Here is a 26994-nt window from a genome sequence, read left to right as displayed (position 1 = left end):
GGAATAAAAAAGAGGGTGCGTATTCCAGCAGCCCTCCCTACCTTCTATACATCCCGGCCTACTCGATCTCCCGGTTCCAGCGGTCGATCCAGTCTGCCATCTCTTGATTCACCTTGCGCAAATCCAATGTCTTCAGGTTCTCGACGACGTCTGCACCGTAGGTCATGCCTGTGGCTTGCTCTTCCGTCAAGGTGACGAGCTTGTTGGTCGGAGAATCGACCCGATCGAGCGCATTGGCTTGCTGCACCTCCTGGCTCAGATGCCAGTTGATGAATTTCTCAGCCAATTCCTTGTTCTTCGATCCTTTGACGACGTTGACCGTGTTCAGCAGCGCATACGCGCCTTCCTTCGGCGTTACGAACTTGGCCGACGGCACCGCCTCCGACACACTGCCATAGAACGTGTCCTGCATCGGCGCGATGACAACCTCACCCTGCGCGAACATGTTCACGAGATCGGCCGACTTGGAGTAATATTTGACGACGCCCGGATTGATCTCTTTCAGCGCCTTGAAGGCCGCGTCGGTGGCCATATCCATGCTGCCTCCATGCTTGGCCGCCATGTCGATCAGCATCGGGCCGGTCGTAATCGTAATGTTCGGCAGCGCGAGCTTGTTCTGGAAGGCCGGCTTCCACAGATCCTCCCAGGATTCCACCTGCTCCTTCACCTCATCCGCGTTGTAGACGAGGCCGAGCTGCGCGACTGTATGCGCCGGGCCATAGTCTTGGCCAAGCGGGGCCTTGGCGATATCGTACAGGTTGTCGATATTCGGGATGTTATTGCGGTCGATTTTCTCGAACAGCCCTTCCTCGATGCCCTGCAGCGCGTAATAGTCGGACAAGTAGACCAGGTCAACCTTCGAGCTGCCCTGGCGAATCTTGTTGAGGCGGTCGGTGTTGTTGCCAATCTCGGTGACGATCTTGACATTGTATTGCTTCTCGAACGGCTCATACAGGTTCTTCTTCATTGCATCTTCGGCAAATCCCCATGTCGAGATGACCAATTCCGTCGGCTTGTCCTTGCCTCCTTCGGCATTGTTGCTGCCGGAGCAGGCTGCGAGCAGCGTGCCCAGGGCAAGTATCATAGCGAGAGTCGTTGCGAGTTTTTTCATGAAGTCAGTTCCTCCTGGATGCAAGTCTTGGATGAAGTCAATGTACGGCTAATATAACTTCTTCTGCACGGATTCTGCACCGACGATGCCTCATGCATGCCGCCGGTGCGCTGAATCTATTAATGGCCGCCCATAAACACGTAGCGGAGAATGACGAGGACGAACAAAATCCACATCAGCCAATGAATTTTATATTTCTGCTCTCCCTTGCCGAATACGTTCGCGACGAAGGCCAGCAGCACGTAGCCGAGAATACCGAAGGAAATTCCGTTCGCGATGCTGTACGTGAACGGCATGAACGTAATCGTCATGAACGCCGGAATGCCAATGACCAGGTCATTGAAGTTGATCTCGCGCACGGCTTGCATCATCAGGACCCCGACGACAATCAGCGCCGCCGCCGTAGCCGGTCCCGGAATAAGGGCAATGGCCGGCGCCAGGAACAAGGCGAGCAGGAAGCAGATGCCCGTCGTGACCGAGGTCAAGCCGGTGCGTCCGCCGGCCGCTACCCCGGCCGAGCTCTCGACGAAGGCCGTCACGGTGCTTGTACCGAGCACGGCGCCGCCGCCGACCGCGATAGAATCGACGAACATGGCTTTGCCGACGCGCTTGTTGCCTTCTTCGCGGTTCTTCATGAAGCCGGCGCGGTTCGCCGTGCCGACCAGCGTTCCGAAGGTATCGAACAATTCAACGAAGGTGAAGGTCAAAATAATCGATACAATGCCGACGCCCATAATGCCGGCGAAGTCGAATTCGAACACCGTCATTTGCGTCAAGTCAGGCACCCATTGAGCGCCCTGCAGCGAGCTGAAATCAATCAATCCCATCGGAATGGCAATCAGAGCCGTTCCGATGATGCCGAACAAAATCGCACCCGGCACGTTCAAAATCATCAGTACCGATATGAGCGCCAATCCGATAATGGTAAGCAGCACATTCGGGTCGGTGAAGCTTCCGAGTCCGAATACGGTCTCGAAGCCTTGCAGCGGCGTAAATACGCCACTCGGCACGTCGTTCACCGCTTCGACGGATACCGACAGCAGGCCGCTGTTCTTCAAGCCGACAATCGTAATGAACAATCCGATACCGACGGTAATCGCATGCTTCAACGCGTCAGGCACAGCTTCCAGCAGCTTCTGCCGAATATGCGTGATGGTCAGCAGGAAGAACACAATCCCGGAAATGAAGACGGCGGTCAATGCCATCTGCCATGTAATCGGGTGATCCGAGCCGGCTGTCGATACGATGACCGTAGCGAAATATGCGTTAAGTCCCATCCCCGGCGCCAGCGCGACCGGGAAGTTGACGAAAATCCCCATCGCAATCGTGAAAATCCCAGCGGCAATCGCAGTCGCGAGAAAGACTGGATACCATTCCATGCCCGTCTTGCCGAAAGCGGTCAAAATGTTCGGATTGACGGCCAAAATATATGCCATCGTCATGAAGGTCGTAATCCCTGCCATTATTTCCGTTCTTACAGTCGACCCTTGCTCCTTAATTTTGAAGAAGCGATCCATGCGTTTACATCCTCCCTATGAACTCAATAATCATCTCTCTGTTCCGAGTAACCTAATGCCGCACTTCCCGCTTCCGCAGCACCTTCCCTTACAAGGGACAAAAAAAGAACTCAGGAGATTCTCCCGAGTTCCGGCTAATAAGGTCGGCAAGCTGCACCCGTCATTCACCTGAACGCTGCGCCCCATCCCTTGTCAATGGGAAAGCGCGCTGCAGCAGGCAGGGCAAAGCGTTCGGACAGACGTATGCGCAGTCCGGTGCCAAAATCCTTCGTAGCCAGATCATTTACGGTGATCTCGTAGAAACTCCCGGGCCAATTCCCGGGATTATACGAAAAAGAGCACGTATGAGGTTACGTACCCATTGTATAGCTTGCACTCGAATTTTGTCAACGATAAATCCGAACATTAATATACCAAAGTTACGATTCGTTCGTGTTTTATGTTAGCGACTGTAAATAAAAACGCCCTTGCCGCCGCTGCGACAAGAGCGTTTACTTCCGCTAGGGTGCCGCCCTGGGCCATTAGACGCGGGGCGCTGTCCGATAAATAACTTACCGATAATTTCCGGTTACAAAAATTTTGCCTTTGTCGAATACAGGGGTCTTGCCTTCGATCCGGATGCTCTTGCTTCCGCCAATGTCCACGGAAATATCCTGGATTTTGTCCTGGCTCGACAACGTGACATGCTTGAGCACCGTATCGCTGTCATCATATACTTTGACCTCGATCTCGCCTTCGATATCAAGCACGAATACTTTCAAGTCCAGCTTCTGATATTTGTTTTCCGGCTGAAGTTCGAACGACTTCGCCGCCGAGTTCAGTTCATCGAACACGATGCCAGAGCCATAATCGACTCCGCCCTGCACCGTATATTGCTTGTCTTTCGTCGACATTGAGGAGTAGCTAAGCTTGATTTTTTCGGAAGTAATCGGTGTCGTGCTTGATTTTTCTCCCAAATAAATCGTATCGTTCTTGGAATCATACTCTACGGCCGTGCCAAGCGCATCGGCTACCGCCCGCACCGGCAAATACGTCGTTCCGCCATAGATAATCGGCGCCAACTTGTTGCCGGCGCTGTCCTGCGCCTTCCATTCCTTCCCGTTCACCTGGAACTTGATGGACCAGTTCAGCTGCGCGCTGATCTTCTCCAATACCGGTGCCGCACTGGCGCCGGCGACAATGCCGAATGCCATTGCAGCTGCTGTAATCGTAACTACTGCCTTCTTCTTCATGACACGAAGCCTCCTCTGTCCATTCTCTTCCTAATCCCAACTTCATAACTATATGTACCTTTCACAGTATATCGTTGGTCGCAATTTCCTTCAATCCTTAGCTAATAATCTAGTTCTAAAGTCTTATTAAGATGAGCAAAAAATCCGTGATAGATATCCATGAATTAGACCTATGAATCATTTTCCTCGAACTAAAGTATATTTCATTCCCGCCAAAGATGGCAAAAAAGCCTTCGTTCCACATGGAACGAAGGCTTACAGCAGTGACTTGCCGAGCTCTTACTCCCATTCAATCGTCGCCGGCGGCTTCGACGTAATGTCGTAGACGATCCGGTTGACGTTGTCGACCTCGTTCACGATCCGAACCGAGATCTTCTCAAGAATATCCCACGGAATACGCGCCCAATCGGCAGTCATCCCGTCAATGGATGTAACTGCACGAATGCCGACCGTGTACGAATATGTGCGGGCATCACCCATGACGCCAACGCTCTTCATGTCCGGCAGCGCGGTGAAATATTGCCAAATCTCGTTATCAAGTCCCGCCTTGGCAATCTCGTCACGCAGAATCGCATCCGATTCGCGAACGATCTTCAGCTTATCCTCCGTCACTTCGCCAAGCACGCGAATCGCGAGCCCTGGTCCCGGGAACGGCTGGCGCCATACGATAGCGCGCGGCAGGCCCAGCTCTTCGCCGACCTTGCGCACTTCGTCCTTGAACAGCGCGTTCAATGGCTCAATCAGCTTGAACTTCATATCTTCCGGCAAGCCGCCCACGTTGTGGTGAGACTTGATCGTCTGCGCGGTTGCGGTTCCGCTCTCTACGATATCGGTGTACAGTGTGCCTTGCGCCAGGAAATCGAACTCGCCCAGCTTCGCTGACTCTTCATCGAAGCAATAGATGAACTCATTGCCGATAATCTTCCGCTTCCGTTCCGGATCGGACACGCCGGCCAGCTTGCCCAAGAAGCGCTCGCGCGCGTCGATCTTGACCACATGCATGTCGAACTTGCCGACGAACGTCTCCATGACGCCTTCGGCTTCATCCTTGCGGAGCAGGCCGTGATCGATGAACATGCACGTCAGTTGATCGCCGATGGCACGGTGAATCAGTGCTGCGACGACAGAGGAATCGACCCCGCCGCTCAAGGCGCACAGCACCTTCTTGTCGCCGACCATCTCGCGAATCTCGCGAATCTTATCCTCGATGAACGATTCCATCGTCCAGTCGCCGTGACAGCCGCACACCTCATACAGGAAGTTTTTGATCATCTCGTTGCCGTGTACGGAATGGCGCACTTCCGGATGGAACTGGACCGCATAGAAGCGCTTCTCCGGGTGGCTCATGGCCGCAATCGGCGCATGCTCCGTGCCGGCGTCGATGCGGAAGCCTTCCGGCAGGTCGACGACCAGATCCGTATGGCTCATCCATACCGTCTGGTTCGGATCCAGGTTGCCGACAAGACCGCATCCCGGCTGGAAGACGACTTCGGCCTTCCCGTATTCGCGCTTGCCTGCGCGTTCGACCTTGCCTTTCAATTGATGGGACATCATCTGCATGCCGTAGCAAATGCCCAGAATCGGAACGCCCAATTCATAGACGCCCTCATCGACCAACGGCGAGTTCTCCTCATATACGCTGGCCGGGCCGCCGGAGAACACGATCCCTTTCGGGTTCAGTTCCTTGATCTTCTCCACGGGGGTATTGTAAGGAATGAGCTCGCTGTATACCCCCAAGTCCCGAATACGGCGCGCGATAAGCTGGTTATACTGTCCTCCGAAATCAAGGACGACGATCATTTCATGTGGCTGTGTCATTGCCGAGCCTCCCAAACCATATTGCTCATAATTATAACGAACCGACAAAAGCCGAGTCAATCCGCAATGCTTCCGCGAAAGCGCTCACTTTTTTGTTTCCCGCGATATTCGATCGGAGTAATTCCTTCCAACTCCTAAATAACGCGGTTAAATTGCTTGATATGCTCGTAACCCTGGCGGCTGCTGTCCGCAATTTTGTTGTCCAGCAAGCATCCGCTTCCTCCAGCCGCACCTTTTTGACAACGTTCACGAAGCTGTCATCAGTATATTGCTTGAGCGCCTCGCTGAAATACGCGCAGCTGAGCGAGACATTCACGTAAGTCTGCGCGTCGCTGAACCGGAACATGTCGCAGACATCGCGCCAGTTGGCCAGCAATTCCGCCGGGGCAGCCCCGTGCACGCGAACGCGTCGTCGATGACCCGCTCGTTAATCAGGCCGCGCAGTTCCACCAGATAGGCGATGCCGTACCCGATCAGCTTATCCTGATTGAACAGATCATATAGCAGGCCGCGCAATTCCTTATCACTATCGGTGCCAATCATATTGGATACGACACTCCATCAATCACTTTCGTCCATTAGGCTTATATTTCGTATTGGGGGGCTGGTTTTTCGGATCTGGGGGAGGGAAAAAGAAAAAAGCAGGCCGCGAACGGAATCGCAGCCTGCCTCTGGGGCACAGTCAAAGCCCGTGTAAGAGGCCGAGCAATATAAGCCATGCCACAACAAAAACCAGTGCACCAATGATATATGAAGTCACTTCCATTGCTTTATTTTCTTTCTTAATGCGCAACGCGATGGCCTCATTGAAGACACCGAAAGACATGCAGAGCAGCATGATTCCCATATACATCGATTTGTGCTCTGTGCTAAAAATCGCTGCCGCTCCACAGAGAATAACCCCGAACATAGTCAGATATTTGGCAATGACATATCTAGTCCGCGCAGCAGGCAAGATCCTCTCCCCCTCCTGATTTGAACTGTTCACCGGACAATTGCAGCACTCATTTACAATTATACCAAAATGAAGAATATAGAGGGATGTAGAATATCCAATTCCATTTTTTAATTTCCCCATACGAAAAAGATCTAGCACGAATGCCAGACCTCCGATGTACCCCGCCGGGGCAATACTTTTATCTAATGAAAAGTGGCTACATAAAGAAGCACCCATGATAAGCCAAGAGCTTATCGTGAGGTGCTTCCTCGTTACTCCCTACTTGAATTGGTTCAACACTTGACACTCACAGAGCCCCATCATCCCCTGCCGACGGACTCCCCTTCCACGAGTGTCACGTAAATCCGTTCATGCTCCACCTTTTCCCCGGAAATAATTTTGATGAGCTGCTCCGAGGCCAGGGCGCCCCATTTATGCTTGGAATAATCGATCGTGGCGAGACGAGGCTGCATGTAACGGGTAATCTCGATGTTGTCGAAGCCGATCACATGGATATGCTCGCCGATCCGGTACTCGGTGTCGGCCAGACGGTCGCACAGTCCGATCGCCATGTCGTCATTGAGGCAGAAGACGGCCGCAGGCTCTGTATACTCCTGTATAATCCGGTCTGCGGCACGCTCTCCGCCGCTCTTTTTGAAATTGCCCGGAATCTCGATCCATTCCACATCCTCGGACCGGTTCGCGACCAGCTTCACGGCCTTCATCCGCTGATTGGAATCGTACGATCCTTCGGGACCCGTTACGACATAAATCTTCTTATGGCCCCGGTCGACCAAATATTCCGTCGCCAGCGTCGCTCCCGCCTTGTTGTCCAGCAGCACCTGATTAATATTCGGATGTTCCAGCTCCCGGTCCAGCACGACGATGCGATGATTGCGGTCCGCGAATTGAATCAGTTCTTCGCTTGAAAATGTCTGGTCCAAAATAATGGCGCCATCAATCATCCGCTCGGGGAGCATGCGATGGGACTGCTTGCCGCTGCACACAATCAGATCATAGCCTTGCGCGTTGCAGACTTCCTTCATTCCGTCGAGAAGCTCTCCGTATACATCCCCTTTGAAATCCGTCAGGAACACGCCTACAATCTTGGACTCCCTCTTCTTCAATGTTCTTGCGGCAGCATTGGGCACATAGTTCAGTTCCCTGGCAATCGCCAAAATTTTAGCGCTTGTCTCGTCCGTCACTTTGCTGCTGCCGTTAAGAGCATAAGATACCGTCGAAATCGAAACTCCGGCTTTTTTAGCGATATCCTTGATACTAACCACTTGTCCTCGCTCCTCCGTTGGTTCACCAGTCCTTCAATACATTAATTATGAATGGTAATGTTAACCCTATTGTAACATCCGGCAGCGCCACTACATAAAAATCTCGACTATGTTCCGATCCTCCGGCTTCATCTCGCGTTCCAAGATATTCTTCGACACGCGCAGGCCGCCATGGCGATACGGATTGGATACAAGTTCAGTATTCAGCGGCTTCCCGTTCATCACGATGCGGCTGACCGCTCCATCCGTAATGCGATAGATGAAGGTCACCTTTGCCCCGGCGAACCGGAAGTCGAACTGCATCCCGTCCAACCGGGCCGGAAGGACCGGATCGATCACGAGATCGCCGCCGTCTTGCCGGATGCCAAGCGCGTTGGAGATAAGCTGATTCATGTAGATCCCCGGTCCGCTGGAGTAGATTCTCCAGCCTCCCTTCACCGGGACCTGCCCGCCGCGCAGCGCGTCGATATGAGTCTGAGCCTCGTATCTGGTATTGAATGTGCCGTCGGAGCTGCTGAAGTAGGCATTGCTCTGACGTAGCTCCGCGTTCGGCACAACCTCGTAAATGCCGACCGGATTAATAACCTCCAAGCCGTTCCATACGTCATCCGCATGTCCCAGCTTCGCCATCGCTTCCACATAGCGGATATGCGCATGCACATATTGAAGCCCGACCTCGCGGCCGAAGTTAGCCGCCTGTTCCGCCCGCTTGAAATGCGTGCTGACGCCGCCGGCGTACTGGGCCGGACGGTCCATCAGCCGGACGCCGTCCGGGAAGAACAGCTTATCCTTAATGAGGCGGTAATTGGCCTCGGCCTGCTCTGGATCGACCAGTTCCGCGATAATGCTCCGCGTCATCGGCAGCAGCCGGAATTGGATGCCGGTATCCGTATCCGTCGGATGCAGCATCCGCTTCACATGCTCCGGCTCCTCCATATAGAGGAAGCCCGGAATGATCTTCGTGTCCAGCATGTAGCGCTTGTAGTCCCGCGCGATGCCGGACGCCATCTCCAGCAGCTCGGCCGCAAGCGCTTGATCCGCCGGAAGCAGCGCGCGGGAGAGCTGGTTCAACGCCTGATACGTCAGCGCGACGGTCCAACTGCTGACCATATACTTCTTCAGCTGTGCATTCGCCGGCTGGAGCGTGTCGTCCCAGTCTCCGTCTCCGTACGAGGACAGGTGCGTATCATGCAAGAAATGAGTGCGGATATAATCGATTTCCTTGGCCGCATGCTCCCGTATCGTCGCCGTGCGCTTCGTGAAATCATACCGGTGCTTGATGGTATAAGGAACCTTTTCCTCCAAAATACTGTAATCTCGGGTAGCCGTCAAATAATCCCCCAAAACTTTCAGCGGCCACACAATAATGTCGCCGTGGCTCTCCTCCTGCTGGATGGCGTAATACTTGTCGAACATGAACCATTGCGGCCAGTTGCCATCGTCTTCATATTGGTGGGAATAGACCATCTTCAAAATATCCCGCACCTGCTCGTATTTCTGCGTCGCCATGAAATATTCGACCGGCCCCTGGCAGACGTCCCGGGTTCCCCACGCTGCGCCGCCATACTGCTCCAGCCCATGCGGAACCGAATAGTGGACAAGCATGTTATGCGTGTACCACCAAGCGATGGCGTTCACCTTGAAAAGCTCTTCCGCGCTCTCTCCGCCGCTCGACAGCCGGAATCCGTTCATCGTCTCTCTGAAAAATTCGCGATAGTCCGCAATCTCTTCCTCCATGCTGCGCGAGGGCCGGGCAGACTCCTCTCCGTCAAGCCGCCCTTGCATCGTCAGCGTCCACTCCGGGCTCGCTTCCAGCTGCAGCGTCACGAGGGAAGCGTCGCCAGAACGGATGCCGTCGGCCAGCGCCGTCTCGTCGCCAACAGCGGCGTCTGCGCCTTCCACCCGCATGCGGTACTGCAGCTTCGGGTAGACGCCCGCGCTAAGCGATACGGGATCCGCGGAGAAGATTAGCGCGCCCTGGTCATTGCTCATCTGTACCGGCAGTTCATACTCATTGACATGCATCGTGACCTGATTCGTGACCAGATAGCGATAAGACTTGCCGCTCTCCGTACGCACATGCAAGCGTACCTCCGGCGCATCCGCCGCCGTGAAGTTCGTAATGATCAGCATGTCGTCTTCCGTTTTGTAATACCACCGTACATAGTTAAATCCGATCTCGAACAGCGAAGGCATCGCGAGCAGGCGGTACTTGCCTTCCCGTTCCACGTAAATGCGCTGCCCGGCCGTTTTCGGCACGTTGAGCGGGTTGCGGGCATTGCTCATCATTTTGTTGAAATTCGTGTTCCCGGCCACCACATGAGAATTGAACAGACCGTACATATAGGAAGTGGTCGTCAGGACGTCGGCGCCCAGCTTCACGCTGCGGCCGCTCATCAGAATATGCCCGTGCGGGCGTTCGACCAGCAGTTCCTTCTCCTTCAGTACGACATGCTCATACGTATCCGTGAAGAAGGCCAGCAGCCGCCCTTGCCCGTCGCGCTCCTCCTGATGAATGCGAGAGAACCGCGCCTTCACTTCCTCCTCCTTCATGGAAAGGGTGCGAAGCGGCTCGCCAATCGCCGGCTTCAGGCGAACCGGAGGCAGCTCGCGCAGCGGCTCAGCCCCGTCTGAGGACAGATACGCCTCCCAGGCCGCTTGCACCTCATCCGCGTATTCCAGCTCCGTCACGGCGGCTGCATGATCCGGCTTGAAGAGGCCGTAGAAGACGAAGCGGGCTTCACCACTAAGCGCTACCGGCTGTGATTGAAGCGCCGTATAAGCGAATTCGTACTGATAGATTTCATTGGCCAGCCTGGCTTCGCTTAAGGCCGCCGGAACATTCGTCTCCTTGTAGGAGCGGCCGAAAAATTGGAATCCGTCGGTCGAAAAACCGGCCGCGCCAGTCAGCGCGCCCTGCTGAACGTACGGGAACGCTCCGCCCTGCGGCTGGTTCTGGCGCGAGCAGACGACATAGCCCTTCGTCTCGTCCTCGAATACGGCGTGGTCGATATACTGCGACAGATACGCTTCATTGCTGCGCACGGCACCGGGATCGGCGACGCCGATATCCTGGCCGTAGACGACGTCGATCTTCACGCCGTCACCGCGCGCCTCGACGTCCCAGAACCAGACGCCCTGCTTCATCGGCGCGAACGTCACCCGATATGCGACGCCTTCGGCCGCGCCCTCCCAGACGAGACGGCCTTCGCCGGCGCGAACCGTGCTGCCGGAGTGAACGCCGAGCAGCGGATAGAACCGGATGCCGGATTCTCCATGAATCCGGAGATACAGATTATTCAAGGACCCGTCAAGCGGGCTGGTCATCAGTTGATTGATCATCGTCCGGCCGCTTACGGCCTGATACAAATCCCCGCTCTCCCAAAAGGTAAAGCGCAGATCGCCGGCTAGAACGCCAAGCTTGGACGTCTTGGATGTCTCTATGATTGTCATGTGTGTGTCATTCCTCCCAGCTCTTTCATCAGCATCGAACATCAATTCATCTATGTTAGAGAATGTCAAATTCCTATATTAATAAGAAAAAAGGAGGCAGCTTCCGTTACTTGGACCGGATCAGCTTGAACGAATGCTCCGCCGTATCCCGGCTGTTCGGCCCGACATAGACGCGGAACGTTCCCGGGTCGCTTGCGCAGCGGAGATCGGCATGATGGTACCGCAGTTGCTCCTCGGTCACGGTAAACGTCACGCTCTCGCTCTCTCCCGGCGCCAGCTCCACCTGAGCATAGCCCTTCAGCTCGCGAACCGGACGAACGACATCGCCGGCGACATCGCGGATATAGAGCTGCACCGTCTCCACCCCGGATCTTGTGCCCGTGTTCGTCACCCGGACGCTGACACGGAGCGGCTGCTCCGGCGTCATCACGCTGCTGGAGAGCGTTACCTCGCCGTATTCGAACGTCGTATAGGACAAGCCGAAGCCGAACGGAAGCAGCGGCTCGTTCGGGCTGTCGATATATTTCGATACGTAGCGTTCTTCCGTCTTGGCCGGGTCGAGAGGCCGGCCGGTATTGAAATGGTTGTAGTAGACAGGCACCTGCCCTGCCGATTGCGGGAACGACATCGTCAGCCTGCCGGACGGATTGACGCGGCCAAGCAAAATATCGGCAATCGCCGCGCCGCCCTCGCTGCCCGGGAACCAGGCCTCCAGCACCGCATCGGCTTCCTCGTATATGCCATGCAGATCGAGCGGACGGCCATTGAACAGCACCGCAGCCATCGGCTTGCCCAATGATTTCACCCGCTTCACCAGCTCAAGCTGCGCCTCCGGCAGGCGGATGTCCGTCCGGGAGCCGCCTTCTCCGCTCATCGCCGCTTCCTCGCCGAGAGCGAGCACGACGATATCGGCGCCCTGGGCCGCGGCCAGCGCCGCTTCGCAGTCCTCCGGCGCAATCCTGTCGATGCTACAGCCGGGAACGATCTCCAGCAGCCCGTCCTGCATTCGCTCGGCCAGCGCGGCCCCCAGCTTGACGGCGTCTTCCTTCACGCCGGCGCAGGACCACCAGCCGAGGATGTCTTCGCTGTCCGCGAACGGCCCGATGAGCGCCACCTTGGCTCCCGGCTGGAGCGGAAGCACGCCGTCGTTCTTGAGCAGGACGCATGATTTGGCTGCCAACTCATAGGAGACTTGGCGATGCTCCTCGCAGAAGAGCACCTCGCGTTCACGCTCCGGATCCGCCCCGCGCAGCGGATTGTCGAACAGACCCAGCTTCTCCTTCAACCGCAAAATGCGCAGCACAGCTTCATCAATGAACGCTTCGTCGACCAGACCGCTCTGAACGAGCTCCGGCAGATGCCCGACATAGCACGGGGTCATCATCTCGATATCGACGCCCGCGCGAATCGCCCGGTATGCCGCTTCGCGATCATCCTCGGCCGCGCCGTGGGCGATCATTTCCCGAATCGACGCCCAGTCCGAGATGACGACGCCGTCGAAGCCCCATTCCTCGCGCAGGATGCCGCGCGTCAGCTTCTCATTGCCGGTGGCCGGAATACCGTCAACGGTATTGAAGGAGGTCATCACCATGGCGCAGCCCTCGTCCAGCGCCGCTTGGTAGGCCGGCAAATAATATTCGCGCAGCTGGCGCTCCGACATGTCGACCGTGTTGTAGTCGCGTCCGCCCTCCGGCGCGCCATAGGCGGCGAAATGCTTGACACAGGCCGCGAGGCGCTCGGAATCCTCCTTCAGATTGCCGCCCTGATAACCGCGGACGAACGCGCGCGCGAAGAGGCTATTCAGATACGGATCTTCCCCGGTCGTCTCCATTACTCGTCCCCAGCGCGGGTCGCGAGCCAGATCCACCATCGGCGCGAAGGTAACATGGATGCCTGACACCGCAGATTCCTTGGCGGCCACGGCGGCGCTTTTCTCGGCAAGATCCACATCCCAGGAGCAGCCGATTGCGAGCGGAATCGGAAATATTGTCTTAAACCCGTGCACGACATCCGCCATGAACAGCAGCGGAATGCCGAGCCGGCTTTTGCTTACATAGGATCTCTGGACGTCAATGACAGCCTGCGCGCCCGACAGTCCGAGCACGGATCCGCTGGCGGTCACCATCAATTCGGTGATCCCCATTTCTTCCATTGGACCGGTTACTTGTCCTTCGCTCTCTGCGCCTTCATGAAAATAGGCCGTAAGCTGCAGCAATTGCGCGACTTTCTCTTCCAACGTCATTTGCTGCAACAGGGCGGTTAATTGCGGATTGTCCATATTTCGATCCTCCATTGCTTCATTTATTAGGACGTGTTCATTGTTTTTTGCAGGATAAAAGATCGATTTTCAAAATTGAATCACTGCCAGATTCCTTCTCCTTTCTCAGGAGCATGCATAACCGGAATGACAGAAGCACAATCATCGGAGCCTGGCACCCTCAGGTCATACACCAGCGAAGGGAGTCCTCCGCTGCTGCAGTTATGCACATTCCTCAATCAGAAGAGCTGGACGATGAAGGGAAGAACCCGGCTGCACCGTACTATCCTGCATCCCGGGTTCCATTGACTCGGACCACTGGCGAACGCCTCAGGCCAACTTCACTTACAGCTGCATGCTTCTCTCTTATTGTTGGTTCAGTTCATCCAGAACCGGTTGGACAAGCGGCATTTTACTGTCCACCCATTTCTTCCAGTTGGCTTCCAGATCGCCGTTTTGCAGAATCAGGTTCGTATATTCCGACTCATAGTTGAAGGTCGCCTGATTTTTGGCTTTGGAATCGTACAGTTGAACCGTCCAATCGTACTCGGCCAGCTTGCCGCCTTCTTTGCCGAGCTTGGCTTTGTTCTGATAGTGAAGGATCGCTCTGTCGCGATATTCCTTTTTAATCGCCGGGTTGATCATGCTGAAGTCATCGCCCAGGAGGTACAGCCCTTCGAAGCGGCTTGGATACTTGTCTTCCAGGGACGTGCCTTCCGGCAGCAGGCTGACGAGTTCTTGGTTGTCGCCGTACTTCCAATCCTTGCCCTCGAAGCCCATATTGAGCAGCATTTGTCCCTCTTGCGCCGTCGAATAATCCAGCAGATCCATGATGCGTTCGAATTTCTCCTCGCTAATGTCCGGCGAGAAGATAATCGCGGACCAGAAGTTGACCTGCTCCAGGTTGCGGTACTTGCCGTCGTCGCCAAGCACGATCGCGGTATGAACGGCTTCATCGCTCTCTACGCCGATATTTTTCTTCATCGCCTTATCCACGTCTTGTCTGTACGACGCCAGACCGCCAAGGCTCGTAATCGCGGCGGTGCCCTTCACCCGGAAATTGTCGCTGCCTTCGCTGTTCTTCCAGGTATAGAACTCCGGATGGAGCAGCCCTTCTTTATATGCCTTCTGCATCAGCTTCAGACCGGTCAGGGTTGCCGGATCGGCAGGCCCCCAGTGATATTTGCCGTCCTCGCCTTGGTAGAACGCGGACTCGACGCGGGAGTGCTCGCTGTTCGGCATGATGATATTCGTCAGCGCATCGCCGGCGTTATAAGAGATCGGCACCAGGTTCGATCCGACCTTGCCCGGATCCTTCTCCTTCACCAGCTTGGCGTATTCCATCAACTCGCTTGTCGTATAGACGTCCTTCAATTCGAAGCCGGCCGCTTCCGCCCAGTCTTTGCGCAGCGCGATGACGCCGATCTGGTTCACCAGCGGATCGGCTGGCTTATTCTCGTAGTAGACCGGCCGCGGCAGCACATAGGTGCCGCCCGTCAGCTCTTCCAGCTTCTCGCCCAGGCCCGTCAGCTTGTAAGCCGCCGCCACGTTCGGCCAACGCTCCTTCCAGTCATCCGGGAATTGGTAGAGAAGCCCTTGGTCGATATAATTCATCGCATCGCCGTGAATGTAGTTCCAGGCCGCAACGTCAGGCAGGTCGCCGGAGTTGATCCACAGCCGCAGCTTCTCGCCCCAGGAATCCCATTCGATGAAGTTGTAGTCCCAATCGATGTTGAACTTGTCCATCCAGAACTTGTGGAATTCATTGTCGAGTTGGCCGTCTTTGAGCTGAATCGTGCTCGCCACGGAAATGGTCAGCTTGTCTGTGTAGCTTCCGTCGCCGTCCTTCTCATTGCCGCCTTGCGCTTCCTGCTTCGAGCAAGCAGTCACCATCAGCATGACCACACATAAGGCGATAGCCAGAACCGATTTTACCGACAGCCTTTTGTTCGTTTCCATTTGGATGTCTCCCCCGTGATTTTAGATTTTTGGTGCAAAAATCTAATTTTGTGAGTGTTCAAAAAGTTCGGTAGTCACTTCCTGTACCACTTCGTGATCAAAAGCGAGCTTTTTGAACTGCCTCTAGTAGTTATCAGGTCTTAATAGCCCCTGTTAACACCCCTTTAGCGAAATGCTTTTGCAACATCGGGAAGAAGCACATAATCGGCACCATCGTCACGAAGACTGCAGCCATTTTCATCCCCGTTGAAAAAGCTTGCTTGCCGACCGCATCGACGCTGGAGGCGTTCGAGACGTTGGTCTGCGACTCGACAATGATCGTTCGCAGTACGTTCTGCAGCGGCAGCTGATCCGCCTTGCGCAGGAAAATCATCGCGTCGTACCAACTGTTCCAGTATGCGACGCCATAGAAGAGTGTAATGGTAGCCATGATTGGCGCCGCCAGCGGCAGGACAACGGAGAAGAGAATTCTCCATTCGCCCGCTCCGTCCAGCCTTGCGGATTCCATCAGCGATTCAGGCAGGCTCTGGAAGTAGTTCATCATCAATATCATGTTGAATGCGCTGAAGCTGCCGGCCAGGATGACGGACCACAGCGAGCCTGTCAGATGGAGCGATTTCATAATCAGGTAGAGCGGCACGATGCCGCCGTTGAAGATCATCGTGAACAGTACGAGGAAGAAGATGATCTTCTTGCCCGGGAACTTGCTTCTGCTGAGCGCGTAAGCCATGCTGCTCGTCAAGAACAGGCTGAGCGGCAAGCCTACGATCAGCAGCTTGAACGTATTCCAGTAGCCCGTCAAAATACTTCCGTCCTCGAACAGCGCTTTATAGGAAGCCAAGGTCGGATTTCTCGGGAACATCATCAGCGGATTATCCGCATATTCCTTCGGCGTCGAGAAGGAAATCATGATGACATTCCAAAACGGAATCAGAATCAATAAGGCGAATAGAAGCAGCAGGAAGAAAATAACGTAATCGAGCGCCGTCATTTTTCCGATGCGGAACTTACGCTGCTTGGCAGCTGTCTTGCTCATCCCTTGCACCCCTCTCTTATCGGAACAGACCGTCTCCGCCCAGCATTTTGGCCACCCTGTCCGCCAGAAGCAGCAGAATCATATTAATGAGAGAACGGAACAGGCTGACCGCCGTGGAAAACGAGAAGTCCGTCGAAGACTGGAACGTAATGCGGTAAATATACACATCCAATACTTCCGACACGTTCTTCGTCGCCGCATTGGCCAAGTTGAAAATCTGGTCGAAGCCCGACGACATCAGGCCGCCCACCGACAAAATGAACATGATGGTGACGGTAGGCAAAATGTTCGGCAGCGTAATCCGGAACATCTGCTGCATCCGCGACGCGCCGTCGATCTGAGCCGACTCGTACTGATCCTGGTCGATCCCGGATATCGCGGCCAGATAGATAATCGCGCCCCATCCAGTCGACTTCCAAATATCCGTGAGCAGCAGCATCGGAACGAACATCTCCTCCGAGCCGAGGAAGTTGATCGTCGGCAAGCCGAGCAGCGCCAAGGCGCTGTTCACGAGCCCGTCATACGCCAGCACATTGATGACGACGCCGGATACGATAATCCAGGACAGGAAATGAGGAAACGTAAAGACCGTCTGGAAGATTTTTTTCGTCCGCCGCATCCGCAGCTCGTTCAGCATCAACGCGAGCAGAATCGGGAACGGGAACTGGATGACGAGCTTAATAATATTGATGTACAGCGTTCGCCATAAGGCATCGATGAATGCCGGATCGCGGAACACGTACTTGAAATTCTCGAACCCGACCCACGGGCTGCCCCAGATTCCGAGATTCGCCTTGTAATCCTTGAAGGCGAGCGAGAGGCCGCCCATCGGCAAGTAGGCGAACAGCAGCAGCCATATCAATCCGGGAAGAAGCAGCGTATATACCATTCTGTTCTTCCATAGCTGCGCAAGCAGGCTTCCGAATTTCGAATGTCCTTTCCCATGTACGTCTGGATCTAAAGCAGTGGCTTTCAAATTGCATCTCCTCTCTCTCCCTCGTTCTTGTCCTCACACAGGAAGTCAAATGCCGTCTGCAAATGCTCTTCCCAGAAGAGCCAATCATGCGTTCCCGGTCCTTCCACGTACCGGAAGTCACATGGAGTGCCCTGCATGTAAGCCGCTAAGTCGCGGTTCATTGCGATGAACCGGTCGCCGGTTCCGCAACAGCACAGGAGAGACGGAAGCGTTGCCTTCTCCTTCGCTCTCCCGTACTCCATATCTGTGCAGTAGCTGCGGTTCGCCTCCGGCATGATGACCGTGCAGCCGTACTTGGCCGCATACAGCCCGATCGTCGTCAGCCGCTGCCATGTGCTCGCATTGTTCCCCGCCTCGTGAAGCAGGTACAGCGTGCTGCCTGACGGAAGCGGAGACTCCAGGGGATAGACGACATGGATGTTCGTTGTCATTCGCAGTGTCGTCGGGCCAGTATCTATCGTTACATGCGCCATATGTAATCCCTTTCATTTTCAAAAGTTGAAAAGCATAGACTGCATCTCTTTTGCAACGAGTTCGCGCCTGGGAAGGTAAGCTCCCTTGCGGTGTTTTTTCTGTGAAAGCGTTTTATCGAATCGTTTCGACTAAATCATAGATCTCGCCCCCTGAGCCTGTCAATGATTTTTTCGAAAATAAGCGCAAAAAATATTGAAGCAAAAACTCCATCGTCCCATTTTATCTATAAATATCCTTATATTGATTTAATAGGACCGGGAAAAGCGCTTACTTCCTGTTCGTTGACATGCTATGAAAGCGATTGTAATATGATAAATATCAGCTTAGCGCTTTATTACGGAAACGTTTCTATTGCGATTTACATAAGGGGGAGGCTGCTCTTCCTGCCTACGTACCTCTCTGCATCATTTCGAAATCCAATAAGGAAAGAAGGACTGGATGATGTCTAATGTATTAACCGGTTTTGTTCAGCGGATAACCGGGAAAAAACTAAACGTTCTCTCCGCGCGTGTACGGCAAGGCGGCCGTCTGGCGGGACAGTGGGATGCAAGCGAAGATATCCGTCGCGTACAGCACTCGGTTAGCAAATCGTTCACCTGCATGGCGGCCGGACTGGCGATCGAGGAAGGGAAGCTGGCATTGGATACGACGCTCGGTGATGTGTTTCCCCAGCATGTGCGGGAAGGAATGGCGGACGATCCCGCCCTTGAGCCCGGCCGCATCCGCTTGTACGATCTGCTGCGGATGTCCTCCGGCCATGACGCTCCGCCGCTGTGGGCCGACGAGAGAAAGTCGCTGCAGGAGAAGGACTGGGCCAAATACTATATGTCGCTGCCTCTGGACCGCCCTCCCGGCGAGCAGTTCACCTACAGCAGCGGCGACACCTTCATGATTTCGGCGATGGTGCAGGCCGCTGTCGGCGAGACGGTCCATCAATATCTGACGCCGCGCTTGTTCGAGCCGCTTGGGATGGAACGCGTCGAGTGGGACACATCCCCGCTCGGCGTCACGCTCGGATGCGCGGGGCTGCGCATCAGCAACGAGGAGCTGAGCCGCTTCGGACAGCTGCTGCTGCAGCAGGGCGCTTGGGAAGGCGAGCAGCTCATTCCAGCGGAGTGGATTGCATTCGCCACACGCAAGCATATCGGCAACGAGGGCAGCATCGACTGGAGTCAGGGCTATGGCTGCCAGTTCTGGATGTGCACGCATGACGCCTATCGTGCCGACGGGGCGCACGGGCAGTTCTGTATCGTAATCCCCGGCCATGATGCGGCGATCGCTATCAACAGCAACGAGGGAGATATGCAGAGTATCCTCGATGCGGTCTGGGACGAGGTTCTGCCGTTGCTGTAATCGCGGCCGCCTTCATAATTCCCTTCCTGCAACAGCAAGCCCCGTGCCGGACTGCTCGGCACGGGGCTTCGATTTTAGAATCGAGGCCATTATTTCGATTTCAGATAGCGCTCATACGCCGCTTGGTAAATCTCCAGGTAACGCTTCAGATTCATCTTTTCCAGCTGCTGCACATAATTGTCCCATTGATCGAATTCGGCCGCGCCCGAAGCGAACTTGTCGCGCATCTCATCGACATACGTATGAATATCCGTCTGAAGCGTCGTCAACTCATCCTGCTCCTCCGGGGTGAAGTTGAAGGCCGGCCAGACCTCGCTCATCGGGATCGAATGCGGCTCCGCCTCCTCGGCGTTCTTGACCGACGAAGGCAGCCCTTCCGCCCCCTTGAAGTACTTCTGCATCACCATGCCCGGATAATATCCGCCCGGCCAGGTAAGATATTGGCTGACCGCCTGATCCAGGTTCAAGCCGTCCGGATTGTTCGTGATCGTATCCAGATACTCGTATTCGCCCTTCTCATTCACTTTGTACGTCACGCCTTCGAAGCCCATGAAGAACATTTTGACCCCTTCATCGCTGTAGAAATGATCCATCCAGCGAATGGCCGCTTCCGGGTTCTTCGCCTTGTCCGTCAGCACGAACATGCCGATATTGCCGAGCGGCGAGCCGATGTTGGTCGCGGTCTTGTCGCCGTACGGTCCTTCGAGCACCGGCATGCCGACATAGCCCTCCTGATTGTAGACGGCCTTCGGATTCACGCCGTCCAGGAAGCCGTACACGCCGTCCGTCGCCTTGGACGTAATGTCGGTATCCTTCATCGTGAACGTCTCCGGATCGAACAGCCCGTCCGCGTGCAGCTTCGCGACATATTGCAGCAGCTCCTTGTACTGCTTCGTCGCTGGCACGAACCGGAGCTTGCCGGTATCCGGATCGAGGTCGACGTTCGGATTGGCCGTCCCGTTCTTGTTCAGCCCGAACGAGCCCTTCAGGAAGTTGATCATGATCCAGACGCCCCGGGAACCCCACGGGATCTCATCCTTCTTCCCGTTGCCGTTCGGGTCGCCGTCCTTGATCGCCTTCAGCACCGTATGCAGCTCCTCCAGATTGGTCGGCGGCTGCAGCCCCAGCTTGTCGAGCCATTCCTTCTTCATCCACGGCGTCCCGTAGAACAGCGATTTGAAGTCTGGGTCGAACACGGTCGGCAGGCCGTAAATGCTGCCGTCCGGCATCGTAATGCCCTGCTTCACGATTGGGTATTTCTCCATCAACGCCTTGAAATTCGGAGCATGCTCGTCGATCAGCTCATTCAGCCGCAGGAAGGTGCCCTGGCTCCCGTACTTGATCAGATCGCTCTTGGCGAAGGCGGAGGCGAAGAAAATCTCGGGATAGTCGCCGCCGGCCAGCTTGATGTTGCGCTTCTCCTTCAAGCTGTCGACCTGAACCGTCTCCCAATCGATATGAATATTGGTCATCTTCTCGTATTCTTCCCAGAGCATCAGCTTGCTCCAGTCCGCCGAAGCATAGAACTTCGCGGCGAAGCCGGATATCGTTATCTTTTCCTTGGCGATCGGCATCCCTTCCTTGTTCATCTTGGCGAGCCGCTCCTCGCTGCTGCCGGCAGCGGCTCCTCCCCCTCCTCCGCTGCCTCCGCATGCCGTAATCAGCAGCGAGAAGCTCAGCAGCACACTCATCGTCGTCATCAGCCATTTTTTTGTTCTCACAACATTTCCCCCTTTTGCTTGTGGTCGGTTACCCCTTCAGAGCTCCAATCATGATGCCTTTGACAAAATAGCGCTGCAGGAACGGATACAAGACGAGCATCGGCAAATTCGCCACGACCAGCACCGCATATTTCAATCCCTCTACACTCATCTTCATCTTCACGGCCGATTCCGACGTCAGCTTGATCATGTCGCCCGAATCGCTCTGAATCAGAATCTCGCGCAGAATGAGCTGCAGCGGGAATTTGTCCTTGCTGGACAAGTAAATCAGCGCGTTGAAATAGGAATTCCAGTGGCCTACCGCATAGAACAGCACCATGACGGCGATAATCGGCATCGACAGGGGCAGGACGATGCGCAGCAGCGTCTGCATATGGCTGCATCCGTCAATCATGGCTGCCTCCTGAATCTCGCCCGGTATCGATTGCTGGAAGAACGTGCGCATAATGATGATGTTCCAGACCGCGACGGCGTTCGGAATCACCATCACCCACAGCGTGTCGAGCATATTCAAGTTTTTGATGAGCAAGTACGTAGGAATGAGCCCGCCGCCGAAGAACATGGTGAATACGATCATGCCGGTAATCAGCCCTCGGCCGAGGAAGTCTTTGCGGGCGAGCGGATACGCCGCACATATCGTCATGATGAGATTGATGGCCGTGCCGAGAAGGGTGTATAGAATCGTGTTGCCGTAACCAAGGAGAATGTCTTTATTCTGAAAAATTTTGGCGTATGCGTCGAAGTTGATTTGCTTCGGAATCAGCCACATCTCGCCGCGCAGCACCGTCTCCGGGTTGCTGACAGAGGCGCTCAGGACGAAGAGAAGCGGATAGAGCACAATGAGCATGACCAGCGTTAACAGGACGTAATTGACGACATCGAAGATTCGGTCTCCGATGGAGCGATCGATCATGGCAACCCCCTCCTTACCATAGACTCGTCGTGCTTACGCGTCTGGCGATCGAGTTCACGATAATCAAGAGCGCGAAGTTCACAACCGAATTGAATAATCCTACCGCGGCGGAGAAGCTGTACTGCGCATCCAGTATCCCGCTGCGGTACACATAGGTGGAGATGACATCCGAGCTGGCGAGATTCAGATTGTTCTGCATCAGGAAGATTTTCTCGAAGCCCACCGCCATGACCGTCCCGAGATTGAGGATCAGCAAAATAATAATCGTCGGGGCAATCGTCGGAATATTGATATGCCAGATGCGCTGCAGCTTGCTCGCCCCATCAATCGTCGCTGCTTCATGCAGCTGATGATCGACACCGGACAAGGCCGCCAAATAAATGATCGAGCTCCAGCCCATCGTCTGCCACACATCCGACAGCACATACAGCGTCTTGAACCATTTCGCATCCGTCATGAAGGCAATCGGCTCCCCGCCGAAGGCGACAATCAGGTGGTTAACGATGCCCGTGCTCGGGTTCAGGAAAATAAAAAGCATGCCGACCACAACGACGACAGACAGAAAATGCGGCGCGTACGTAATCGTCTGGACGGTCTTCTTGAACCATTCCGCCTTCGCTTCATTCAGCATCAAGGCCAGCAATATCGGGATCGGAAAGCTGACCAGCAGCGTGTACAGACTGATTGTAAGCGTATTCACAATAAGCCGTTCAAAGAAATAGCTGCTGAAAAACCGTTCGAAATGCTTGAAGCCCACCCAAGGACTGTCCCAGATTCCTTTGGAAGCGATGAAGTCCTTGAACGCGATCTGCACGCCGTACATCGGCAAATAATGAAAAATGATATAGTAAATAACGACCGGCGTAATGAGCGCATACAGCTGCCAGTTGCGCTTGATCGAGCGCCAGACCCAGGAGGATCTGCGCGCCGGGACCGCCGGGAGACTCTCGGTTGTAACCCCTGCTTTGCTCAACTCTTCATTCACTCTCCTTCCTCTCTCCATTGACAAAACAAAATAGCTCTGCTCGATACCCGGGTTTTTTCAATTAAAATACATTACTTTTTGTAATTTTTTAACAAGATCAAAGATTGGGTATTGGTTCCCGCTTCTCTGCCGCGGAAAATTCGCTGCACGAGCCGCGAGAACCTGCTTCATCCTTCTATCCGTTGCCGCTGCCCTGGAGCACGGCCGCATCCGGCGCCGGGGAGACCTGCACCACACCGCCGCCGCCGCGCAGCGATTCCGTCGCTGCACAGCCTACAGCCACGCTCATGCGGCCCGCCAGCGGCGTCGCTACCGGCATCTTGCCGTCGAGAATCATGTCTACGAAGTCCTTGCAAATATTCGGATCGGCACCGCCATGGGAGCCCTTCGCTTCCTTAATCTCGTACACCCGGTTGGACAGCTCGCGCGGATTGTTCGAGCGGCGGGTCCATACATAGACCTTGTTCTCCAGCTCGTTGTTCTCCATCCGTCCTTCGGTTCCGATGAATGTATAATTGCGCTGATAATCCGGCGTGAAATGACATTGCAAATACGATGCCTTAATACCGCCTTCCAGCTCCATAATGACCATATTATTGTCTTCCACATTCACTTCCTCGCGGAAGGCGCATTCGATCAGACTGCCCGGGCTGACCTCGGTGCACGACTCCCGCTCATCGCATGCCGGACAAGTCAGGTCGTTCGGCTTGTCGCCGCCGTAGAAATCGAGCCCGCCGAACGCCGACACCTTCGTCGCGTAGCGTCCAGTAATCCAATGAATGATGTCGATATCATGAGAGCCCTTTTGCAGGAGCAGCCCGGTCGAATTGGCGGAATTCGCATGCCAGTCGTGGAAATAGAAGTAGCCTCCCCAGCCTACGAAATGGCGCACCCATACGGCCTTAATCTCGCCGATGACGCCGGAATCGACAATCTCCTTCATCGTCCGGTACATATTCATATACCGCATATTGAAGCCGACCATCAGCTTCTTGCCGGATTCCTGCCACGCCTTGAGGATGTTGTCGCAGCCGTCGACGGTGATCGCGAGCGGCTTCTCGCAAAAGACATGCTTGCCGGCCTTCAGCGCAGCCACCGCATGCTCTTCATGGCAATAATCGGGCGAAGTAACCGCAATCGCATCAATATCCTCCCGCGTGATCAGCTCGCGGTAATCGGTCGTCACGAAGGCATCCGGGTTAATCTCCTTCTGGAATTCCTCCAGCTTCTCCGGATAAATATCCGCTGCGCCGACGACGACGGAACGGCCGTCCGGCTTATGCCAATACTTCGCAATCCCGCCCCGCCCGCGGGCTCCGATCATTCCTATGCGTACTTGCTGCATGATTCTGTCCCCTTTTCACCTTGGAGTATTCAACCTCTGGAACATACGATTACGCGCATAAGCGCAATGAAGCTGATGATGACAGGCCAATAACTCGAGGCAGTGTTCTCATTGCGTTTGCGCAATAATCAGCGTGCGCAAATTTGCGCAAATAATTGTGGACAAACAGGTCGCCATCGTCCGGCACCCGTCCATTGTAAAGGCTTTCATTTATGCTTGTGGACATTATATATCGTGTGATTCGCCAACGTCAACCTGTATTGTTCAAAAAAACGTAAAATTTCTTGTATGATTTGGGGCAAATGTTGCATCCAAAAAACGAGCCATCGGACATGCCGAGACTCGTTTTTAATCAGTGTCGCGCCTGCAATAGCTTAATGCTCTCCACCCATCTCCTTCATCCCTTGCGATGAATATCCCCTTCGCTCCGGCAAGAAATCCGCAAAAAGACTTAATCCTCACAAACAACGCCTGTAGTATGCAGGGTTTCCGATATCATCAGGCCCTTCCGGTACCGGGATGCGAATACGAGCAGCAGCATCGTCAGCATGACCCCGAAGAACAGCCACATGACCGCCTGAACCGGGAAGATGTCCATCATCCTGCCCACAGCAATCGGCATCAGCGAGCCGCCAAGTCCGTTGGCCGCCAGCAAAATGCTTGTCGTGCGCTCCGTCATGCCGGGCAGCGCCTGATTCGCGTAGATGAGCATAATCGCGAACATGCCCGCCATCCCGAGCCCGAGCAGGAAGCTGATCACGAAGCCCGCCCATGCCTGCGGACTGAATGGCAACAGCAGCAGCACGATTACGCTTCCTGAGGTGGTCAGCCACAAGAAGCGATAGTAGGTCAGCTTCTCCGCGAGCACGCCGCAGAGCGCCCGTCCGATCACCATCGCCGTCCAGTAGGTGGTTACGGTCAAGGTCGCCTGGGAGCTGGTGATGCCCCATTTTTCCATGAACATCGATGGGAAAAAGTGCACTACCGATACTTCGCTGCCCCCGTACAGCATGAAGAAAAACGCGCACAGCACGAGGAACGGCAGAGCCTTGCCGGAATAAGCAGCCGATGGCGCTGTCCGGCCGTCCCGCTTCACTGTGCGGGTCAGCATCGCATCGGTGCTGCCGAACGATAATTTGTGCCAGGCCAGGGCCGTGATCAGCGCGCTTATCCCCAGCAGCAAGAACGAATACATCCATATGCCGCGCGCGATCAGGAAGCTGGCTGCGAACGGAATCGCCAGAGCCCCAATGCCGAAGGTGACTTCCAGCTTGCTCATGGCGATCGCCTGCTTCTCCTTGACGGCAACAAGGATGATGGTGCCTATGCATGATTCCAGCAGCCCTGCGCCAGCGCCGGCCAACCCGGCCAACGCGATGACAACAGGCCACGGCGGAAGGAAGAACAGAAGCAGCTCGGAGCTGATGAATAACAGTCCAAGAATGACGCCCCGCTTGCGGCTTAACCGGCGCGAAATCGCCGGCATGCTGAGCACGCCGGTAAGCATACCAAGAAATTGCACGAAAATGAGCAGTCCGCCATCGGTATAGTTCAGGCCGTAGTTAGTCAGCAGCTCGGGGAGCACCGCCCCCATAATGACCAGCGTCACGCCGGTCACGACATACGAGAGACATCCCATCCAGATGAGCCTGTTAATCACGCTGTACTCCCCCGTCCGCCACGATCAGTTCCACGCCTGCCTCGCGCAGCTGCTGTGACCACGCTTCCCCCAGCTCCCGATCGGTAATGATGATGTCGATGTCCTCCAGACCCGCTACACGGTGGAACATCTGCTTGTCGAACTTGGAATGATCGGCCAGCACAATCACTTGATCGGCCCTGCGCAGAACTTGACGGATGAGATAGCTCTCTTCCTCGAAATCGGTCGTCAAGCCTTCCAGCGATAAACCGCAGGTGCCGATAAAGGCTTTATCAAGATGATAATCCCCCATCATCTCAATGGCGCGCGGGCCGTATATCATACGCTGTCCGTTGTATAACAGGCCGCCGAGCAGATGAATCCGCGCTTCATCCTTCGCCGCCAGCATGCCGGCCATGTCAATGGAGTTGGTGACGACGACGTTCCGCTTCGTGGTCATATATTCCCCCATATAACGCACGGTCGTGGAAGAGTCGACATACAAGTAATCCTCGTCGCGCAGCAGCGAGGCGGCCAAGCGTCCGATCCCTTGCTTGGACGCCGTTGCCTTCTGCAGACGCTGTTCGTAAGTGGGCATCTCCTTCGATAACGTGGGCAGAATGGCGCCGCCGCGCGTACGGATAATCGAGCCCCGCTCTTCCAGCTTGATGATGTCTCGCCTGGCCGTATCGCGCGACACATTCAGCAAATCGCATATTTCCTCGACTTCGATGCGCTTATTGAGCCGCAGATGTTCCATAATAGCGGCAAGCCGTTCCTCTTGAAACATGCTTTTCTCTCCCATCATTTAAGCCAAATTAAGCAATATTAAGTATTGTTAAGTTTTATTAAGTGATAACAAGTGATATTAATGATTATAAGAGAGATTGAGGTGCTGTCAAGGAGCAAATCCAATCTATTTCTCATCCAACATAAAAAAAAGCCACTCTGCTTCCAAAATAGAAAGCGAGTGGCGGACATG

At 54.9% G+C, this 26994-nt stretch carries 20 protein-coding genes and 1 riboswitch; of the genes, 1 reads left to right on the top strand and 19 read right to left on the bottom strand.

What is annotated here, in order from left to right; genetic code table 11:
* Positions 1-58 precede the first annotated feature (58 nt).
* The 13 genes from FLT43_RS20810 to FLT43_RS20750 form a co-directional block, all read right to left on the bottom strand.
* Positions 59-1111 (bottom strand): ABC transporter substrate-binding protein, encoded by a 1053-nt coding sequence (locus FLT43_RS20810; protein ID WP_087442738.1) that lies wholly within the window; start codon positions 1109-1111, stop codon positions 59-61.
* 119 nt (positions 1112-1230) lie between these two features.
* A complete protein-coding gene (locus FLT43_RS20805; protein ID WP_087442739.1) occupies positions 1231-2628 on the bottom strand; it encodes an NCS2 family permease in 1398 nt (465 codons plus the stop codon).
* 251 nt (positions 2629-2879) lie between these two features.
* Positions 2880-2980: riboswitch (purine riboswitch) on the bottom strand.
* A 199-nt stretch (positions 2981-3179) separates the two neighbouring features.
* Complete coding sequence (locus FLT43_RS20800) at positions 3180-3860, bottom strand: stalk domain-containing protein (RefSeq protein ID WP_087442740.1); 681 nt, start codon at positions 3858-3860, stop codon at positions 3180-3182.
* A gap of 279 nt (positions 3861-4139) precedes the next feature.
* Positions 4140-5678: a glutamine-hydrolyzing GMP synthase gene (guaA, locus tag FLT43_RS20795; protein ID WP_087442741.1), complete on the bottom strand. Its 1539-nt coding sequence runs from the start codon at positions 5676-5678 to the stop codon at positions 4140-4142.
* Between the two features lie 312 nt (positions 5679-5990).
* Positions 5991-6221 (bottom strand): hypothetical protein, encoded by a 231-nt coding sequence (locus FLT43_RS20790; protein ID WP_087442743.1) that lies wholly within the window; start codon positions 6219-6221, stop codon positions 5991-5993.
* Positions 6222-6360: 139 nt separating this feature from the next.
* Complete coding sequence (locus FLT43_RS20785) at positions 6361-6774, bottom strand: hypothetical protein (protein ID WP_127510927.1); 414 nt, start codon at positions 6772-6774, stop codon at positions 6361-6363.
* 161 nt (positions 6775-6935) lie between these two features.
* Positions 6936-7901, bottom strand: coding sequence for a LacI family DNA-binding transcriptional regulator (locus FLT43_RS20780; protein ID WP_087442745.1), 966 nt, complete (start codon positions 7899-7901; stop codon positions 6936-6938).
* Between the two features lie 90 nt (positions 7902-7991).
* On the bottom strand, positions 7992-11354 hold the full coding sequence (locus FLT43_RS20775; RefSeq protein ID WP_087442746.1) for a GH36-type glycosyl hydrolase domain-containing protein: 3363 nt from the start codon (positions 11352-11354) through the stop codon (positions 7992-7994).
* 106 nt (positions 11355-11460) lie between these two features.
* Entirely contained in the window at positions 11461-13632 is a 2172-nt protein-coding gene (locus FLT43_RS20770) for a glycoside hydrolase family 3 N-terminal domain-containing protein (protein ID WP_087442747.1), read from the bottom strand.
* A gap of 345 nt (positions 13633-13977) precedes the next feature.
* Positions 13978-15570 carry a type 2 periplasmic-binding domain-containing protein gene (locus FLT43_RS20765; protein WP_087442748.1) on the bottom strand — a complete coding sequence of 531 codons (1593 nt, stop codon included), beginning with the start codon at positions 15568-15570 and terminating at the stop codon, positions 13978-13980.
* Between the two features lie 133 nt (positions 15571-15703).
* Positions 15704-16606, bottom strand: coding sequence for a carbohydrate ABC transporter permease (locus FLT43_RS20760; protein ID WP_087442749.1), 903 nt, complete (start codon positions 16604-16606; stop codon positions 15704-15706).
* Positions 16607-16622: 16 nt separating this feature from the next.
* The gene (locus FLT43_RS20755; protein ID WP_115057736.1) at positions 16623-17582 is read right to left on the bottom strand and encodes an ABC transporter permease; all 960 of its coding nucleotides are present in this window, start codon (positions 17580-17582) and stop codon (positions 16623-16625) included.
* Positions 17579-18055: an alpha/beta hydrolase gene (locus FLT43_RS20750; RefSeq protein ID WP_087442750.1), complete on the bottom strand. Its 477-nt coding sequence runs from the start codon at positions 18053-18055 to the stop codon at positions 17579-17581. The genes FLT43_RS20755 and FLT43_RS20750 overlap by 4 nt, the downstream gene beginning before the upstream one ends.
* Before the next feature lie 439 nt (positions 18056-18494).
* Here FLT43_RS20750 and FLT43_RS20745 point away from each other — a divergent pair, with 439 nt between their 5' ends.
* Complete coding sequence (locus FLT43_RS20745) at positions 18495-19409, top strand: serine hydrolase domain-containing protein (RefSeq protein WP_244194202.1); 915 nt, start codon at positions 18495-18497, stop codon at positions 19407-19409.
* 89 nt (positions 19410-19498) lie between these two features.
* Here FLT43_RS20745 and FLT43_RS20740 read toward each other — a convergent pair whose 3' ends face one another.
* The 6 genes from FLT43_RS20740 to FLT43_RS20715 all read right to left on the bottom strand — a co-directional run bounded on the left by FLT43_RS20740 (position 19499) and on the right by FLT43_RS20715 (position 26802).
* The gene (locus FLT43_RS20740) at positions 19499-21130 is read right to left on the bottom strand and encodes an extracellular solute-binding protein (RefSeq protein ID WP_087442751.1); all 1632 of its coding nucleotides are present in this window, start codon (positions 21128-21130) and stop codon (positions 19499-19501) included.
* A 28-nt stretch (positions 21131-21158) separates the two neighbouring features.
* Positions 21159-22043, bottom strand: a complete 885-nt coding sequence (locus tag FLT43_RS20735) for a carbohydrate ABC transporter permease (RefSeq protein ID WP_087442752.1) — start codon at positions 22041-22043, stop codon at positions 21159-21161.
* Positions 22044-22056: 13 nt separating this feature from the next.
* Positions 22057-23046 carry an ABC transporter permease gene (locus FLT43_RS20730; protein WP_244194206.1) on the bottom strand — a complete coding sequence of 330 codons (990 nt, stop codon included), beginning with the start codon at positions 23044-23046 and terminating at the stop codon, positions 22057-22059.
* 157 nt (positions 23047-23203) lie between these two features.
* Positions 23204-24373 (bottom strand): Gfo/Idh/MocA family protein, encoded by a 1170-nt coding sequence (locus FLT43_RS20725; protein ID WP_087442753.1) that lies wholly within the window; start codon positions 24371-24373, stop codon positions 23204-23206.
* 451 nt (positions 24374-24824) lie between these two features.
* Positions 24825-26033, bottom strand: a complete 1209-nt coding sequence (locus FLT43_RS20720; protein ID WP_087442754.1) for an MFS transporter — start codon at positions 26031-26033, stop codon at positions 24825-24827.
* The gene (locus FLT43_RS20715) at positions 26026-26802 is read right to left on the bottom strand and encodes a DeoR/GlpR family DNA-binding transcription regulator (RefSeq protein WP_087442755.1); all 777 of its coding nucleotides are present in this window, start codon (positions 26800-26802) and stop codon (positions 26026-26028) included. Before FLT43_RS20715 ends, FLT43_RS20720 begins: the two co-directional genes overlap by 8 nt.
* Positions 26803-26994: the final 192 nt, after the last annotated feature.

Origin of the sequence: Paenibacillus thiaminolyticus (genome assembly GCF_007066085.1) — a bacterium.
In the GTDB taxonomy this organism is placed as follows: Bacteria; Bacillota; Bacilli; order Paenibacillales; family Paenibacillaceae; genus Paenibacillus_B; species Paenibacillus_B thiaminolyticus.
Note: the sequence above shows the minus strand (reverse complement) of the source record. Positions and strands in the feature narration are given on the sequence as shown.